This window comes from Actinoplanes awajinensis subsp. mycoplanecinus (genome assembly GCF_001509495.1).
Taxonomy (GTDB): domain Bacteria; phylum Actinomycetota; class Actinomycetes; order Mycobacteriales; family Micromonosporaceae; genus Actinoplanes; species Actinoplanes palleronii.
The window spans coordinates 87,853-104,306 of sequence record NZ_LLZH01000200.1; the positions used below are offsets into that span (position 1 = coordinate 87,853).

The 16,454-nt window shown below is 70.6% G+C and carries 17 protein-coding genes and 1 pseudogene; 6 read left to right on the forward strand and 12 right to left on the reverse strand.

Translation table 11 applies throughout. The features are described from left to right. Nucleotides 1-4 precede the first annotated feature (4 nt). The gene (locus ADL15_RS21535; RefSeq protein ID WP_232344257.1) at nucleotides 5-1,747 is read left to right on the forward strand and encodes a sensor histidine kinase; all 1,743 of its coding nucleotides are present in this window, start codon (nucleotides 5-7) and stop codon (nucleotides 1,745-1,747) included. Nucleotides 1,748-1,799: 52 nt separating this feature from the next. Beyond that, complete coding sequence (locus ADL15_RS54290; RefSeq protein ID WP_067694001.1) at nucleotides 1,800-2,414, forward strand: hypothetical protein; 615 nt, start codon at nucleotides 1,800-1,802, stop codon at nucleotides 2,412-2,414. 58 nt (nucleotides 2,415-2,472) lie between these two features. On the opposite strand, the gene ADL15_RS21545 is transcribed toward ADL15_RS54290, so the two are convergent. Both ADL15_RS21545 and ADL15_RS21550 read right to left on the reverse strand, forming a co-directional pair. Beyond that, the gene (locus tag ADL15_RS21545) at nucleotides 2,473-3,660 is read right to left on the reverse strand and encodes a carboxylesterase family protein (RefSeq protein ID WP_198170936.1); all 1,188 of its coding nucleotides are present in this window, start codon (nucleotides 3,658-3,660) and stop codon (nucleotides 2,473-2,475) included. An 18-nt stretch (nucleotides 3,661-3,678) separates the two neighbouring features. Beyond that, nucleotides 3,679-4,218, reverse strand: a complete 540-nt coding sequence (locus ADL15_RS21550; protein ID WP_067694007.1) for a CGNR zinc finger domain-containing protein — start codon at nucleotides 4,216-4,218, stop codon at nucleotides 3,679-3,681. A 64-nt stretch (nucleotides 4,219-4,282) separates the two neighbouring features. Here ADL15_RS21550 and ADL15_RS21555 point away from each other — a divergent pair, with 64 nt between their 5' ends. Genes ADL15_RS21555 through ADL15_RS21565 form a run of 4 tightly spaced genes read left to right on the forward strand, consistent with a single transcriptional unit; the run spans nucleotide 4,283 to nucleotide 6,304 of the window. Then, nucleotides 4,283-5,155 (forward strand): alpha/beta fold hydrolase, encoded by an 873-nt coding sequence (locus tag ADL15_RS21555; protein ID WP_067694010.1) that lies wholly within the window; start codon nucleotides 4,283-4,285, stop codon nucleotides 5,153-5,155. Between the two features lie 27 nt (nucleotides 5,156-5,182). Continuing rightward, nucleotides 5,183-5,686 (forward strand): SDR family NAD(P)-dependent oxidoreductase, encoded by a 504-nt coding sequence (locus ADL15_RS21560; RefSeq protein WP_198170930.1) that lies wholly within the window; start codon nucleotides 5,183-5,185, stop codon nucleotides 5,684-5,686. Next, nucleotides 5,644-5,937: an SDR family oxidoreductase gene (locus ADL15_RS56480; RefSeq protein WP_198170932.1), complete on the forward strand. Its 294-nt coding sequence runs from the start codon at nucleotides 5,644-5,646 to the stop codon at nucleotides 5,935-5,937. Before ADL15_RS21560 ends, ADL15_RS56480 begins: the two co-directional genes overlap by 43 nt. A gap of 1 nt (nucleotide 5,938) precedes the next feature. Further along, a complete protein-coding gene (locus ADL15_RS21565; protein ID WP_232344264.1) occupies nucleotides 5,939-6,304 on the forward strand; it encodes an alpha/beta fold hydrolase in 366 nt (121 codons plus the stop codon). Here the strand turns inward: ADL15_RS21565 and ADL15_RS21570 are convergent. From ADL15_RS21570 to ADL15_RS53120, 10 genes and pseudogenes are all read right to left on the reverse strand, one after another. Then, nucleotides 6,294-6,941 (reverse strand): hypothetical protein, encoded by a 648-nt coding sequence (locus ADL15_RS21570; protein WP_067694013.1) that lies wholly within the window; start codon nucleotides 6,939-6,941, stop codon nucleotides 6,294-6,296. The two genes, ADL15_RS21565 and ADL15_RS21570, sit on opposite strands and share 11 nt — an antisense overlap. Before the next feature lie 112 nt (nucleotides 6,942-7,053). Beyond that, the gene (locus ADL15_RS21575) at nucleotides 7,054-8,856 is read right to left on the reverse strand and encodes an alpha/beta hydrolase (protein WP_232344258.1); all 1,803 of its coding nucleotides are present in this window, start codon (nucleotides 8,854-8,856) and stop codon (nucleotides 7,054-7,056) included. Nucleotides 8,857-8,928: 72 nt separating this feature from the next. Beyond that, nucleotides 8,929-9,930: a beta-ketoacyl-ACP synthase III gene (locus ADL15_RS21580; protein ID WP_067694018.1), complete on the reverse strand. Its 1,002-nt coding sequence runs from the start codon at nucleotides 9,928-9,930 to the stop codon at nucleotides 8,929-8,931. Continuing rightward, nucleotides 9,927-10,697 (reverse strand): acyl-CoA synthetase family protein, encoded by a 771-nt coding sequence (locus tag ADL15_RS54300; protein ID WP_198170934.1) that lies wholly within the window; start codon nucleotides 10,695-10,697, stop codon nucleotides 9,927-9,929. Before ADL15_RS54300 ends, ADL15_RS21580 begins: the two co-directional genes overlap by 4 nt. 79 nt (nucleotides 10,698-10,776) lie before the next feature. After that, nucleotides 10,777-11,667 (reverse strand): annotated as a pseudogene (locus ADL15_RS57110) (AMP-binding protein); the annotation flags it as partial. Further along, nucleotides 11,664-13,010 (reverse strand): crotonyl-CoA carboxylase/reductase, encoded by a 1,347-nt coding sequence (gene ccrA, locus ADL15_RS21590; protein WP_067694021.1) that lies wholly within the window; start codon nucleotides 13,008-13,010, stop codon nucleotides 11,664-11,666. The pseudogene ADL15_RS57110 and the gene ccrA, both read right to left, overlap by 4 nt. 5 nt (nucleotides 13,011-13,015) lie before the next feature. Beyond that, nucleotides 13,016-13,570, reverse strand: coding sequence for a cytochrome P450 (locus tag ADL15_RS21595; protein WP_157441506.1), 555 nt, complete (start codon nucleotides 13,568-13,570; stop codon nucleotides 13,016-13,018). A gap of 792 nt (nucleotides 13,571-14,362) precedes the next feature. Beyond that, nucleotides 14,363-14,731, reverse strand: coding sequence for an STAS domain-containing protein (locus tag ADL15_RS21605; RefSeq protein ID WP_067694029.1), 369 nt, complete (start codon nucleotides 14,729-14,731; stop codon nucleotides 14,363-14,365). A gap of 79 nt (nucleotides 14,732-14,810) precedes the next feature. Next, a complete protein-coding gene (locus ADL15_RS21610; RefSeq protein ID WP_067694033.1) occupies nucleotides 14,811-15,881 on the reverse strand; it encodes an ATP-binding protein in 1,071 nt (356 codons plus the stop codon). Nucleotides 15,882-16,091: 210 nt separating this feature from the next. Continuing rightward, the coding region (locus ADL15_RS53120) for a hypothetical protein (RefSeq protein ID WP_232344260.1) at nucleotides 16,092-16,454 on the reverse strand (363 nt) is incomplete at its 5' end.

Below are 16,454 nucleotides of genomic sequence, written 5' to 3' on the forward strand. Positions count from 1 at the left end.
TAGTTTGATCATTCGGCTGCTGGCGACGTCGATCCTGATCGCCATCGCGGCGATCGCGGCGACCGCGTGGTTCACGGCCAGGACGACGACCCGGGCCATCGCGCAGCAACAAGGTCGCTCGCTCGCCGACGACACGCTGATCTACGACACGCTGATCGGATTCGCCGCCACCCACTCGAGCTGGGACGATGTCTCGCCCACCGTCGCGGAACTGGGCAGACGAACCGGCCATCGGGTCACCCTGCTGACCCGGGACCGCCAGCCGATCGCCGACTCGTCGGCAGGGCCGAGCCTGCAAGTCACCCGACCGTCGGCCGTCGTCGACCCGCTCCGGGTCAACCCCGACAGCACCGACGCGGGCAAGGCGACCATCGATGCTCGCGCGGTCGGGCCGTACCGGCTCCCTGCTCGCGAGCGCCGGGAACTGGACGACCACGCCCGCCAGTCCCTCGCGTGCGTGAAGAGCAACGTCAATGCGCGGTTGACACACACACCCAGCGGCCGTCCCGTCGTGACCCCGGACCCCTTCGGGGCCGGTTGCGAATCCACCGGATTGCAAGACCCGACGCCGACCGAGGTGAAGGCACTGCGGACCCTGCGGGGCCTGATGGGCAGTTGTCTGGGCCAGAAGCTGCCGGGCTCCATCTATGTCGATCAGCAGTTCGCCGTGCTGAGCAAAGGTGTGCCGTTGCCTCGCGGCATCAGCCTGGAAAAAATCCAGCGATGCCTGTTATCCGCTCGCCAGGTGCAGCTCACCCCGTACGTGGCGCCGGCCGCACTACTTTTCATCACCGACCACGAGGCCCGCGCGCCGGCCACCTCGATCAGCCTGACCCGTTCCAACGTCATCCGGATCGCCGTGGGCACCGGACTCGTGCTGATCATCGCGGTGGCGGTCACCCTCCTGGTCGGCACCCGTCTGGTCCGGCCGCTGCGGCGGCTCACCGCGTCCGTCCGCCGCCCGGTCGAGCAGCAGAGCCGGGTCCCGGTCGGCGCCCGCGACGAGATCGGTTACCTGGCCGTGGCCCTCAACGATCTGTTCGACCGGCGGGAGACCCTGGAGGCGCAGCGTAAAGCCCTGGTGAGCGACCTGGCCCATGAACTTCGCACGCCGCTGACCAACATCCGTGGCTCCATCGAGGCCGCCCAGGACGGTATGACACCTACCGACGCCAAACTGCTGGATGTGCTGCTCGAGGAGACGTCCCTGCTGCAGCGTGTGGTGGACGATCTGCGCGACCTGGCCGCCGCGGACACGGGAGACCTGCAGCTCTATCCCGAGTACGTGTACGTCAACGACGTCCTGACGCAGGTCGCCGATGCACACCGCAGGATCGCCGAGTCTCAGCACATACGCCTCTCGACCGATTTCACCGTCGACCCGCAGCTGTCGGTGGACCCGGTCCGGCTGCGCCAGATCGTCGGCAATCTGGTCACCAACGCCATCCGGCACACCGACAACGGTGGTGTCATCACACTACGAACCGCCGCAACCGACGATCAGTTCATCATCGAGGTAACGGACACCGGAACGGGCATCGCACCCGCCGACCTGCCACGAATCTTCGACCGCTTCTGGCGCGCCGACTCCTCCCGCAGCCGAACCACCGGCGGCAGCGGCCTCGGCCTGGCGATCGTCCGCAAGCTGATCGAGGCCCACGACGGCCACATCACCGCGACAAGCCGGCTCGGCATCGGCAGCACCTTCACCATCACCCTGCCCCGGGCCCGCCAGGCACCGGCGTGACCCGGTTGGAGGTCTCGACAGTTCGCTGACATTGCTCGGTGAGGATTCCGGCATGTCCATCATCGGAGTTTCTCGTTCGCGGAGCGCGGCCGTGGTTGTCACCGCCGCCGTCAGCTTGACTCTCGTCGCCGGCTGTAGTGGCGCTGCCACGACCGACTCCTCGTCCGGTGCCCAGGCCACCACGGGTGTCGCCAGCATCCAGCAGCCGTCCGCCGCTGCCTCGGCCACGGCGGTATCGGCGGAGCGCCCCCTCATCCGGCTCGACGCCTCCGACGAGGAGATCACACGCGCGGCAGACGTCTTCACCAACTGCCTGCTGACGAACGGCCTCCCCAAGGCAGCCGTCATGAAGGGCGGATACACGATCGATCCCGCCAACATTTCGGACGCTTGGGGCCCGTTGTCCGACAAGGTGCGGGCCGACCTCAAGAAGAATTGCGCATCGAAGCAACCCGAGTTTGCGCGGGACCGTGCCAGGCGGCTCGACCCGGCCTACGCCGACCACATGGAGGCGTTCATCAAGTGCCTCAACGACCACGATATCAAGGCTGTCCTCCAGGATGGCGAGTTGTCGTCGGTCGACGTCATGCCCACCGGGAGCAAGGCTCACTGGATGCAGGACTGCGAACAAGAGGGGTTCGCCAGCTATTACTCGACGTTGAAATGATTGCCGTTACTCGACATTGACACGATTGCCGGCCGGACTTCTTGTCCGGCCCGGCAATTCATCGGTGGCGACGGTCCTCCCAGTACCAACGCTCGGCCTTGTCGAGGTCATGGACGACTTTGCACTCCGCGTCGATCCACATCGTGGCGCGCGACTTCGATGTGTAGGCGGACCAATGCGGGACACCAGGCGCGGCGGGGTGACCGGTGCGGGCGAAGCCGGCCCACAACGCGCTCAGGTGACGGGCCGTGTCCTGCCGTCCCGGCACCGCGTCGCTGCTCAGGGTGGCGAACTTGAGGGGGATGTCGGAGGCGTGCGGTGAGCCGAGCGGGAAGTTCGTGCCGGGCACGAGGGTGGGGTCAGGGTAGGCGAGCTGGTACATGTACACCGGTGCGCGGCGCTGCGCCTGCTTGGCTTCGGCGATCTTGATGGCGGCGCGCCAGATCGGTGAAGTGGTGATCGCGAAGTACAACTGGGCCGGGGTGGCGTCCGGCCGTGACTTGCGGAACGTGTCGATGATCCGGTCGAGTTCGGCGCCCTGGTAGGTGCCACTCAACCGGCTGCGCAGGCCGGCCTCGTCGATGCGGAAGACGTCCGGCGGGTCGGGGTCGCCCCACGGCGCGACACCGTTGGCGGCCTCGGACTGCTGGATCTCCAGCAGCCGCGCGGCCGGGATGTCGTGCAGCGTGCGGATGTCGCGCCGGGCCAGCCCGAGCAGGTCGAGAGTGCGTTCGGCGCGGGCGGTGGCGCCGGCGCGGGTCGGGAACCGCAGTGGGGCGGCGCTCTCGACCGACGCCTTGTGGAACAACCGCGAAGCCGCCGGCATGGTGTAGACGGCCGCGGTCTTGGCGCCGCCGCCGCTCTCGCCCCAGACCATGATGTTGTCCGGGTCACCGCCGAAGTTCGCGATGTTCTCGGCCGTCCAGCGCAGCGCCGCGAGGATGTCGAGCATGCCCTGTTTGGCGGCGTGGTCACCGCCGGTGAGGTCGCCGAGGAACAGGTAGCCGAGCAGACCGAGGCGATGGTGGGACTCGACGACCACCACGTCGTGGCGCTGCGCGAGACGGGTGCCGTCCTGCCCGGTGGCCGAACCGGATCCGATCATGTAGCCGCCGCCGTGGTTGTAGAACATCACCGGCCGGCGTCTGCGGTCGGCGGCCGGGGTCCAGACGTTGAGGTAGAGGCAGTCCTCGGACGGTGCCGCATCCGGCCGCAGGGCGTGTCGGGATATCCGCCCACGGGTCAGAGGCGTGCATCGGCAAGCTCAGTGGCGGGGCTCGGCGGCTGCGGACTGGCGGACGCGGCCGTAGTGGCGGCGGGCCTTCATACGGTTCCCGCAGACCGCCATCGAGCACCAGCGGGCGCTGTTGGGCTTGCTGTGGTCGATCAGGAAGAGGCGGCACTCCGGGTTGCCGCAGGGGCGCAGCCGCCCGGGGCTCGACTTCCGCAAGGCGCTCCAGGCGAGGACTGCCGCCGCTGCCGCTGTTCGCCCGGACGGCTGGTCCCACGTCCAGTGGACGCCGTCGGTGTCCAGGGTGGGCTGCCAGGTGAGTCGCTCGAGCCATCCGGCGAGGGTCGCCGGGTCGGCGGTGCCCCGGACCACCGCTTGAAGGTCGTCGCGGGCGGCGCGGACCGCTCGCCATTCCTCGGGTGAGGCGTCTCGGCCACGGTCCCTCAGCCACGCACGGCCGGCGTCGGCGTCGGCGAGTTCGTCGAGGTCGACGCCGTCGGCGACGGGTGTGGTGTTCAGCAGCTCCAGGAGGAACTGCTCGTCCGCGCGATCCACGTCTAACCGCCATTCCATGCTTGACAGGTTACACCCCCTCGTGATGTGGTCTAACCATCAAAATGAGCCAGAGGAGTTAGAAATGGTGGAGATCCATCACCGCTATGCGACCGTCGACGGCCGCCGGCTGTTCTACCGCGAGGCCGGACCCGCCGGGGCACCCGTTCTCGTGCTGCTGCACGGCTTCCCCACCAGCTCGTTCATGTTCCGGAACCTGATTCCGGCCCTGGCCGATCGCTACCACGTCATCGCGCCCGACCACCTCGGCTTCGGGCTCTCCGACGCGCCCGGCGCCGACGAGTTCGTGTACACCTTCGATGCCCTGACCGACCTGACGTCGGGGCTGCTGCACCAGCTGGGGCTGACCCGTTACGCGATCTACGTGCAGGACTACGGCGCGCCGATCGGCTGGCGACTCGCCCTGCGGAACCCGGCAGCGATCACCGCGATCATCAGTCAGAACGGCAACGGCTACGACGCCGGCTTCGTGGAGAGCTTCTGGCAGACCGTCTGGGCCTACCAGCAGGAGCAGCCCCCGGAGACCGAGAAGAACATCCGCACCGCCCTGACCCGGGACGCCATCAAGTGGCAGTACGTCACCGGCGCCCCCGACGAGAGCCTGATCAGCCCGGACACCTGGGAGCACGACTACGCGCTGGTGGCACGTCCGGGCAACGACGAGGTCCAGCTGGCGCTGTTCCGCGATTATCGGACCAACCCGGCGATGTACCCGGACCTGCACGCCTACCTGCGGCGCGTCCGGCCACCGGTGCTGGCCGTCTGGGGCCAGGACGATCCCATTTTCGGGCCGGACGGCGCGCGGGCATTCGGCGCCGACGTGCCGGACGCGGAGATCCACCTGCTGCCGGGCGGCCACTTCCTCCTCGAGAGCGCCGGGGATCAGGTCGCCGCGATCATCAGCGCGTTCCTCCAGAAACGTCAGCTTCAGGCCTGAGCCGGCAACCGGACACGAAGGAACACGATGAGTGCACCACTCTCCGGTCGTACCGTTCTGGTCATCGGTCGCGGCAGCGGCATCGCCCGTGCCGTCACCCTGGCGCTGCACTCCGCCGGCGCCGAGGTCGTGGTCGCCGGCCGCAACCCGGCCGAACTCGCTGCCGCCTACGACATGCCCGGCATCGCCGCGGAACGGATCGACCTGACCGACGAGGACAGTGTGGCGGCGCTGGCCGAGCGTCTCGGCCGCGTCGATCACGTCGTGTCGACCGCCTCGGCCCGAGCCCGCGGAACGGTGGGCACTCTCGATCCTGAGGTCGTCCTCACCTCCTTCAACGTCAAGGTCGTCGGACCCCTGCTGCTCGCCGAACACTTCGCACCCCGGATGCCCGCCGACGGCTCGTTCGTGCTGTTCTCCGGCTCGTCGGCCCGCAAACCGGCGGTCGGCCCGCAAACCGGCGGTCGGCCCGCAAACCGGCGGTCGGCATGCTCGCCGTCGGCGCCACCAACGCCGCGGTCGACGTGCTGACCCGCGGCCTCGCGGTGGAACTCGCGCCGATCCGGGTCAACGCGATCTCACCCGGGACGATCGACACCGGCGCGTACGACGCGCTCGGCGACGAGGCCAAGGAGCGCCTGTTCGCGGCGCGTTCCACGACGAGCCCCGCTCGCCGGATCGGCACCCCCGACGACATCGCCGATGCCGTCGTGTTCGCGGTGACCACACCTTTCCTCACCGGCGTCTCGCTGGCGATCGACGGAGGCGAGCCCCTTGTCTGACGTGACGGTCGTCCTGGTGCACGGCGCTTTCGCCGAATCGGCCAGCTGGTCCGGGGTCATTCCGCTGCTGCAAGCGGGCGGTCATCGGGTGATTGCCGCGCCCAACGAGTTGCGCAGCCTGTCCCGTGACGCCGCCGCGCTGTCCGGGCTGGTCGCGTCGATCGAGGGCCCGGTCGTGCTCGCCGGTCACTCGTACGGTGGCTCGGTCATCACCAACGCCGCCCGCGGCCACGACAATGTCCGCGCGCTGGTCTACATCGCCGGGTTCGCCCCCGTCGAAGGTGCTTCGCACGCGGTCCCGGTCGCGCACCCGGACCGGGTGGCCGCGCTGATCGCCGACGCGATCGCGGGCCGCCTCAGGGGGTGACGGCCGGGACGGGCCGCCGGTGACGCACCCCGAAGATGGCCAGCGGGATGGCCGTCGCCAGGACCAGGTTGATGACGGGGCCCCAGGCTTCGTACCGGCCGGGCCAGGTCACGAGGAAGAGCAGCAGGTACAACACCAGGGCCTGGAGGACGTAGCCCGAAGTGTACGGAGTGGACCGGGTCGAGGGGGATCTGCGGATCTGCACGGCGCAGATGGCCGACAGCACAAGCCCGCCCGCCATGATCAACAGCCCGAATGCGGTGACGGCGGAAGGCGACCTGACGTAGGTGCCCTGCACCGACACCAACCGGCCGTGGGAGAGCCCGACCGACACGGTGTCACCCTCGTCCACCCTGATCATGATCTCGTTCCGCGGCTTGGTCCGCTCCGCGCCGGTGTCCAGCCGCAGCGTGATCTGCTGACTCGTCCAGTTCGAGCTGGTGTCCCAGCCGGAGTCGTAGTCCGTGTTCAGAACGGTCGCGCTGTGCGTCTCCAGGCGGTCGGCGGCGAAGTCGCCACGCGTCGTGATCTCGACGTAGGCGGGGTAGGCGACGAGGAGCAGCATGCCGAGACATACGCCCGCCGCGTACTTCAGAATGGTCCGTTCGAACGTCCTGTCACCACGCACCATGTCCATGGCCTCACCGTATACATCGGTGTCTGCCCGACAGGGCCGCCCGAACCCGGGTGTGTGAAGTTTCGGCGTGGAGCTCGCCGAAACTTCACACACCATCGGGGTCAGCCGATCGTCACCGGCGGCCGGTGAGGATCGATACGGGCTGCGGCGCGACCACCGGCGGCAGCCGCTTGCCGGCCGTCGCGCTCATCGTGGTCGCGGTCGCCGGGACGCCTCCGGGATCGATCGGCTCGGTGAACGGCTGGTGCTCGGCGGCACAGACCTTGCCCTTGGCCGGCAACGCGACGCTGAGCAGGTACCTGTCGATCGCGCCGGTCGCGCAGGTCCCCGTCCCGTACGCGGTGTGCCCCCAGTTGTTGCTGGTCAGCAGCCGCGAGTTGGGCAGCTGCCGGCTCATCGCCACGGACGAGTCGTAGTTGGTCGCCGGGTCCCAGAAGTTCCCGACGAGCAGCACCGGAGCGGACGTCCGCTTGGTGAACGGCCCCCGGTACGCATCCTCGTCCCGCACCGTCCAGGTGCTGCGGGCACAGGGAACGTCGATGTATCCCCACGCCTTCCCGAAGTACGGCGCCTGCCGGTCCCGCACGGTCGTCGCCGCCGGCCAGCTCGCCACGTTCTTCGGGTGGGTGCCGTCGGTGCAGACCACGCCCATGGTCGCCTCGAAGCCGTTGTCGTACGGGAAGTCGTACCCGGTCGCCCGGGCGGTCCGGATCCGGTGCAGCACCGAGGCTCGTGCCGCCGACACCGCGGACGAGGACCCACCCTTGATCAGCGCGGCGACGTCCGCCGCCAGCTGCATGGTGCTCTCGCCGGCGTACGGCGAGTAGAGCATGCCGAGTTCGGCGCCCACGAAGTCGGCGTAGGTGATCGTGAAGGTCCCGCTCTCGTCGCTCACCACGACCGGCTTGGCCTTGAGGCTCTTGGCGATCGCCGCGAAGTTCGTCTCCGGGTTACCCGCCGCGAACGCGCAGTACTTCTCACCGGCCTGGTCACACCGCTTGAAGATCTCCTTCAGTGCGCGGTAGGCGCCGTTCGCCGAGTGCAGCCGGGCGTCCAGGATCTGATTTCCGGCCGAGCCCGCGCCCACCCAGGCGCGCGGATCGAGGTTGCCGTCGATCGCGAGGGCCCGGACCCGGTCCGGGAACATGTTGGCGTAGTACTCGCCGAGCGCGGTGCCGTAGCTGAAGCCGAGATAGGTCAGCTTCTTGTCTCCGACGGCACGGCGGACGACGTCCATGTCCCGGGCGACCTCGGCGGTGGACATCGCGCCGGAGAGCGGCTTGCCGGTGGTCGAGCAGGCCTTCCCGAGCGCCTTGGCACCGGCGAGGTACGTCGCCTCCTGCTTCGCCCCGACCGGGAAGGCGATGTTCAGTTTGTTCAGCACCGCGGTCTGCGCCTTGACTGACCGGAAGCACTTGATGTTGGCGCTGGCGCCGATGCCGCGCGGGTCGACGCCGACGACGTCGAACTTCTGCAGCACCGACTCGCTGAGGAAGTACGGCGCGTCCAGCGCGAACGAGGTGGCCGAGCCGCCCGGGCCGCCCGGGTTGACGAACAGACTGCCGATCTTGTGTTTCTGGTCCTTGGCCTTGACCCGAAGGACCGCGATCTCGGTCTTCGCACCCTTCGGCTTGTCGTAGTCCAGTGGCAGTTTCACGGTCGCGCACTCGGCGATCCCGTAGCACTTGTACCACCCGAGTTTCGGGGTGGGCACCGAGTCGACCCGTTTGCGCTCGGCCTTGCTGGTCTTGGCCGGCTTCGCCTGGACCGCAGCGGTCTCGGCCGAGGCCGTGGATGCCTTGGCGGGGGACGCCGCCTCGGCGGGAACGGACACACCCGCGACCAGAGCGATACCGGCGATGCCGGCGGCCATCAGGCGTGATCTTGATAGGTGCATGCAGAGCCCCTTTCGCATGAGGCTCGCATCGTAGGATGTCGATGCACGCGGAGCGATCCACGTCGGAGCGGGAATCCCGCGTCTCGGCCTCTACGGCAGGGTGACGACCATGGCCGCGTGGGTCAGGCCGGCGCCGAAGCCGACCAGCAACGCCAACCCGCCGCTGTCGACCTCGCCCTGTGCCAGCATCCGGTCCATCGCCAGCGGGATCGAGGCGGCCGACGTGTTGGCCGTCTCGACTACGTCCCGGGCGATGGCCACGTGCGGCGGCAGTTCGAGGGCGCTCGCCGTCGCCTCGACGATGCGCAGGTTGGCCTGATGCGGAATGTAGGCGGCCAGGTCGGCAAGGCCGATACCGGCCGCCGCCACCGCCTGCCGGCCGGCCTCCGGCACCGTGCCGACAGCCCACCGGTAGACCATCGGACCCTTCATCCGCAGGGTCGGCCACGGCGTCGTGCCGTCGCGCAGGTCCAGCCAGGAGGCGGAATGCGCGATGGCGTCCTTGTGCTCGCCGTCGGCGCCCCAGACCACCGGACCGATGCCGGCCTCGGCGGCCGGGCCGACCAGCACCGCGCCGGCCCCGTCGCCGAACAGGAACGCCGTGCCGCGGTCCCGGGGATCGACGATGTCGCTCATCTTCTCCGAGCCGACCACCACCACGTTGCGGCTGGTTCCCGAGCGGATCAGCGTGTCGGCCAGCGCCAACGCGTGGCAGAAGCCGGCGCAGGCCGCGCTCACATCGATCGCGCCGGCCGATCGGGCACCCATCAGATGGGCGATCTCCGGCGCCGCGGCCGGCGAGTGCCGCAGGTGCGACATCGTGGCCAGCACGACCATGTCGACCGACTCGGCGGGCACCCCGGCCTGGGCCAGCGCCTTGAGCGACGCCGCGACCGCCATGCTGACCACGGTCTCCTCCGGGGCGCCGAAACGCCGTGACGCGATCCCCGAGCGCCGGCGGATCCACTCGTCGCTCGAGTCGATCAGGTCGACCAGCTCCGCGTTCGGCACCACCCGGGCCGGCCGGTAGGCGCCGACACCGACGATGCGCGAACCGGCGACCGGGGTGGACGCCCGGATGGCGGCCGTCATGGCGCCTCCCCCGGCCCGTACTCGCCCTCGAGGTAGCGGCGGCGGGAGTCACGGCGCTGGACCTTGCCGCTGGACGTCTTGGGCAGTGCTCCACGCCGTACAAAAATGATCTCGTCGATCCGCAGCCGCTGGCGGTCCAGGACCGCGTCGGCGACGCGGGCCCGCAGCGATCTCGCGCCGCCGTTGCGCAGGGCCCGGCCGTCCGCCTCGACCAGCAGGATCACCCGCTCGGTGCTGCCGTCGTCGACCGCGAACGCGGCGGCACAGTTGGGATGCAGCGCCGGGTCGGACTGCTCGGCCGACCACTCGATGTCCTGCGGATAGAAGTTGCGGCCCCGCTTGATGACCACGTCCTTCCACCGGCCGGTGACGAAGACCTCGTCGTCGTGCCGGAAACCCAGGTCGCCGGTGCGCAGCCACCTGCCGCGGTGCGGCTCCCCGGTGATCCGGGCGCGGAAGGTCTGCTCGCTCTCCAGCGGCCGGGCGTGATAGCCACAAGCCACGCAGGGGCCGCTGATCCAGATCTCGCCGACCCGGTCGCCCGGCAGGGCCTCGCCGGTGACGGGATCCACGATGGCGACCTCGGAGGCGCCGACGGTCACCCCGCAGCCGACCAGCGGGACACCGGCGCCGTCGCGGCCGGCCAGCGGCACCACCCGGCCGGCGTGCAACGCGTCGGGGTCGAGCCGCAGCACGGTGGGTACCCGGTCGTCCGGGCTGCCGCAGAGCTTCAGGGTGTTCTCGGCCAGCCCGTACCCCGGGCACATGGCGTGGGGTGCAAAGCCGGCCGCCGCGTACCCTGGTGAACTCCGCCACGGTGCCCGCGCGCACCGGCTCGGCGCCGTTGGCGGCGACCCGCCACAACGACAGGTCGAGGCCGGGCGGGATGCCGGACTCGGCGGCGGCGCGCACGCACAGTTCGTAGGCGAAGCTGGGCGCCGCCGCGTGGGTGCCGCGGAAGCGGGAGATCGCTTCGAGCCAGCGGGCCGGGCGCCGGATGAAGGCCTGCGGGGCCATCAGGTACGCGGGCATGCCCGCCCACAGCGGTGCCACCACGCCGAACATCAGGCCCATGTCGTGGAACAGCGGCAGCCAGCTGACGATCGTCCCGTCGGACCGGGCCGGCCACAGCTCGACGGTCTCGGCGACGTTGCTGTGGAAGTTGGCGTGGGTCACCTCGACACCCTTCGGGTCGCCGGTGGAGCCCGAGGTGTACTGCAGCACCGCGATGTCGTCCGGCCGGGGCGGCGGGAAGGTCCGGTCGCCGGCCGGGAAGTCCGCCATCGCCTCGGTGTCGAGCAGGGTCAGCCCGGCCAGTTCCGGCGGGTCGCCGAGCTGGAGTTCGCGTCGGACGGCCGCCGTGGTGAGGATCGTGGTGGTGCCGGCGTCGTCGGCGATGCGGCGCACCCGCTGCAGGGCCACCCGGCGGGTCGGCACCGGCACGGGCACGCCGACGACTCCGGCGGTCATGCAGCCCAGCAGGGTGGCGACGAACTCCAGGCCGGACGGGTAGAGCAGGACGGCGGGTGCGCCACCCAGGCGCGCCGCGTCGAGGGCGGCCGCGCGGGCTCGGGCGGCGGTGGCGAGCTGACCGTACGACATGGTCTGCTCGGGGGTCTCGCCGTCGTGCAGATAGACGTAGGCGATGTCGTCGGGCTGCTCCCGGCTGCGCAGTGTCAGAGCTTCCGGCAGCGTCCGAGCGGTCTGCAGCAGCACATCGCACGTGGTAGCGGTCATGATCCACCTGCTCGGAACCGGTCGATCGCGGTCGCGTGGCGTTCGCGGGTCGCGGGGTCCAGGATCCCGAGGCCGGCGCTCGGGGCGAGGCAGCGGACCCCGACCTTGCCCTGGTGGCGGTTGCGGTGCACGTCGTCGACCGCCTGGCCCACGTCGGCGAGGTCGTAGACGCGCGACAGCGTCGGATGGATGCGGCCCTGCACGACCAGCCGGTTCGCCAGCCACGCTTCGCGGTAGTTGGCGAAGTGCGAGCCGATGACGCGTTTGACGTTCATCCAGAGGTACCGGTTGTCGAACTGGTGGTCGTAGCCGCTGGTCGACGCGCAGGTGACGATCGTGCCGCCGCGCCGGGCGACGTAGACCGAGGCCCCGAACGTCTCCCGGCCGGGATGTTCGAACACGATGTCCGGGTCCTGGCCGCCGGTCAGTTCCCGGATGCGCTGGCCGAAGCGCCGCCACTCCTTCGGGTCCTGGGTGTGCTCGCCGGTCCAGAAGCGGTAGTCCTCGACGCTGCGGTCGATGATCGCTTCGGCGCCCATGTCGCGGCACAGCTGGGCGCGCTGCGGGTTGGAGACGACGCAGACGGGTGTGGCGCCGCCGTTGAGCACGTATTGGGTGGCGTAGGAGCCGAGGCCGCCGGCCGCGCCCCAGATCAGCACGGTGTCGCCCTGGCGCATGTTCGCGGCGTTGCGGGAGACCAGCTGGCGGTACGCCGTCGAGTTGACCAGTCCCGGCGCGGCGGCCTCCTCCCAGCTGAGGTGTTCCGCCTTCGGCATCAGCTGGTTCGTCTTCACCAGGGCCAGGTCGGCGAGTCCGCCGTAGTTGGTCTCGTAGCCCCAGATGCGCTGGGCCGGGTCGAGCAGGGTGTCGTCGTGCCCGTCGGGTTCCTCGAGGTCGACGCTCAGGCAGTGCGCGACGACCCGGTCGCCGGGCTGCCACTTGCGTACGCCGGGCCCGGTCCGCAGCACCACGCCGGACAGGTCGGAGCCGAGCACGTGCCACGGCTGGTCGTGCCGGGCGGCCGACCCGCCGGTGCGCGCATAACCGCGCAGGAACTGGAACGTGGGCACGGGCGCGAACAGCGCGCTCCACACGGTGTTGTAGTTGACCGCACTGGCCATCACCGCGATCAGCGCCTCGCCCGGCCCGGGGCTCGGGGTCGGCACGTCCCGCAGGTGAAGGGACTTCGCGGGTTCCCGATCGGCGACGTCCACGCCGTCGAACATGCTCTGCTCGTCGGCGAGCACCACCACCGCGCGGTACGCCTCCGGCACGGGCAGCGCGGCCACCGCGCCGGCGTCGAGGTCCGCCGCGGTGATCACGTCGAGGAAGTTCTGGTCCATCGCACTCACCAGGTCACCGGCAGCAGTTCCGGGCTGCGGGTGAGCAGTCCGCGGCGCCACGCGATGTCGCGCGTCGCCACCGTCGCTCGCAGCCCGGGCAGCCGCTGGGGCAGCCGGTGCAGCGCCAGCTCCAGCTCCATGCGGCCCAGCCAGGATCCGAGGCAGTAGTGCGGGCCCGCGCCGAAGGCCAGGTGCGGCGTCGTCAACGGGGTGAACGGGTGCTCACGCCAGTCCTCGGGGTAGACGTCGGGGTCGAGGTTGGCCGTCATCGTGTCGGCCGCCACCACACTGCCCGCCTCGATCAGCACACCGCCGATCTCCACGTCCTCGACCGCCCGCCGGAAGAACCCCGGCATCACGTCCCGGTCGCTGATCGCTATCCCGCGCAGCAGCGGGTCGACCGCCCGGGCCGCGAGGTCCTCGTCCGCGCCGAGCCGGTGCCAGGTGTCGCGGCCGTCGGTGAGCAGGTAGGTCAGCGTGTTGCCGAGCACCGTCGTGGTCACCTCGTGCCCGGCCACGATCAGCAGCACGACCAGCGAGACGATCTGCGGCTCGCTCACCTCGCCGTCCTCGTCGGCGGCGTGCACCAGCGAGCTGACCAGGTCGTCGCCGGGGTTCGCGCGCCGGTCGGCGACCAGCTGCGCGGCGAACGCGGCGAAGCCGGGGTCGCGGCCGGCCGGCCGATCGGGAGAGCAGCACGTGCAGGGCCAGAAATCTCCCCGCGATGGCCAGGTAGCGGGCCCGCACCGGCTGGCCCTCGGACTGCAGCACCGCGTGCACGACGTTCGCGCCCGCCGGGTCGAAGGCGCGCAGCGCATACAGCGCGTCGACGTCGTCCAGATCGGTCCCGAGGTCCTCGGCGGCGACCTGCCGCAGCGACGCCGTCGACAGGCTGACCGCTGCCAGCTCGGTGGCTCCCTTGCCGGACGGCGCCGGACGCATCGTCACGAACCGGTTCGGGGCGATGCGGCACACCTCGCCGGGCCGGAGGATCCCGTCCCGGCCCGCCGCACGATCACCGGAGATCCGGCACGATCCCCTGGTCGGGGTCACGATCGTCAGCCACTCGCCGGACGGCCGGAAGGTGTGCGCCTCGGCCTCGGCGAGGTTCCGGCGTTCCACGGTGACGGCGGCATCGGACGACAGTTGCAGCGTCGGCGTCATGCTGGTCATTCGCCGGGTGACGCGGCTTGGATGACACCGATCACGAAATAACGTGCGCATATCCGCCACTCGCCTGTTCCCGAGGTGGGAGGCACTGCCGGTAAAATGACCGGCCCCCAGCCGGGCACGACCCCGGCCCTGGCCGTCGGCAGCAGGCACCGGCCACTGTCTGCGGGTGTCGCGGGCGGTCAGCGCCCGCGGGGTTCGGTGGGTGGATGGTAGCCGAGCAGGGTGGGGATCCGGCAGAGCCGCAGCAGGACCTGTACGGCGGTGCCGGCCCCGGTGATCCGGGCTGTCGGGTGATGGCGCTGCCCGGCGCCGTCGGGGTCGAAGGTTTGCAGGGTGCGCAGGCCGGTCAGGTCGCAGAAGTCGACGGCGGACAGGTCCAGGTCGAGGTGACGGTGGTGGGGATGGCTGTCGAGGATGGCGGCCAGCTGGTGATCAAATGCCGCCATCGTGGTGGCGTCGAGGTCACCGATGACGGTCACGGCAACCGTGCCGGCCTCGGCGGCTGCGGGGGTGGCGACCAGGGCGAGGCGCGGTCCGGCGTCGCTCATGTCCGGCACCTGCCCTGGGATGGCGTCCCGGTGGTGCGGCGGCGGGCGACGGCCGGACCGGGCCGGGTACTGACGGTGGTCACGGCGAGGAGGCGTGTTCAAGCCGGTAACTCAGCAGCATCCGGGTACCCGTGATGTCGGTGGTGATGTCCAGACTGGTGCAGGCCTGGCGGATGAACCACAGGCCGTGCCGGTCGGTCGGGTCCGGGTCGGTGCCGGTGTCCGGAGAGGTGCCGGGGTACTGGGGCAGGGCGGTGATGTCCATGCCGGGACCGTGGTCGCTGATCTCGCACCACAGCCGGTCGTCGCGGCGCCACAGCAGCAGCTGCCCGTAGCCGCCACCGTGGTTGACCGCGTTGAGCATCGCCTCGTGCACGGCGAGCACGAACCGGGCGACGTCCTGGTCGGACAGCCCGGCGGCGGTGCTGACCGCGCGCACGTGGGAGCGGACCGTGGCCAGGGTGAGGCGGTTGAACCAGCGGGCCAGCGGCACGGCCGGCGGCTCGGCGTCGAGCCCGGCGCGCGCATCGGCCGGGGCGCCGGCGGCCCGGCCGAGGGTGTGGTGGCCTCGGCGGGCAGCGGCGAACGCCATGGTGAAGTCCAGGCCGAGACGTTCCAGCGTGAGCAGCTCGGCGGCTGCCGCGGCGAACGCCACCGCGGTCGGATACTGGGTGTCCAACGGGCCAGGGGTACGCCGGTACAGGTCGACGGCGCCGTCGTGGCGCACCGCGCCGGCGTGCAGGGGCAGCGCGAACACCGCCCGGGCACCGGCAGCCAGCGCAGCGCCGGTGAATCGCGGCCACCGCTGCGCCCACGGCTCGACCCGCAGATCGGCGGCCAGCACCGGCCGGCGCATCCCCGCGGCGTCGCGGCACGGCCCCTCGTCCAGGCTGTACTGCGCGGACTCCAGCCGGGCGCTTACCGCATCGCTGCTGAACCGGGTCTGCGGCACCGACCCGGCCGGCGGGCCGGCGGCTCGGGGACCGGCCGACAGACCGAGCCCCGCGATGTCGGGCAGGAGCACCGCACCGGCCCGGCACAGGTCGGCCACATCGGGTCCGTGGGTACCGATCAACTCCCACACCCGGCTGTCGCCACGCCGGCCGGTGCCGTCGACACTGGGCTGGCGGGCCGCATATTCGTCTGTCATGACCTCGGGACCTCGTCTTCGTCCGCGCCGGCCGCCGCGTCGGACCCTCGGCTACCCGCGACCGCCGGCCACTCACCCCCGGCGGGAACATTCTCCGCCACGTCGAAGGGGACACTCACCACCGACGCTACGCCCTCACCCGCCCCGGCCACAGCACTCAAACGCGGCAATCCGTGCCGTGGAGGCAAACACGGTCGAAGCCCGCGGTGCTCAGGGCTGCAGAACCCGGGAGAGGGTCTGCAGATCCGCCGGCTTCAGCGCACAGGGACTGGCGGGATTACGAGCGCTGCTCGGATGCTCGCAGATGCTGACAGCTTCAGCCGTCTTGGACCACGTGGCGGGTGACGCAGTCAGCAGGCCGTCGGCGATGGCTGCGAGATCGCCCTTGACGCCGACTCCTGTCAACGCCTCCCGCAGGCGCGCCTGGGCTGTAGCGGTATCGGCCTCCTCGTCGCCCAGCATCGGCGCAAGCAGTACTGACCTTTCGGGGTCAGGGTCAGGGTGGTTTGAGGCCGCTGCTGCCGAGGAAGCCGGTGGCGAGAGCGGGCCGGTATTGCATGGCTTTGAGTCGCT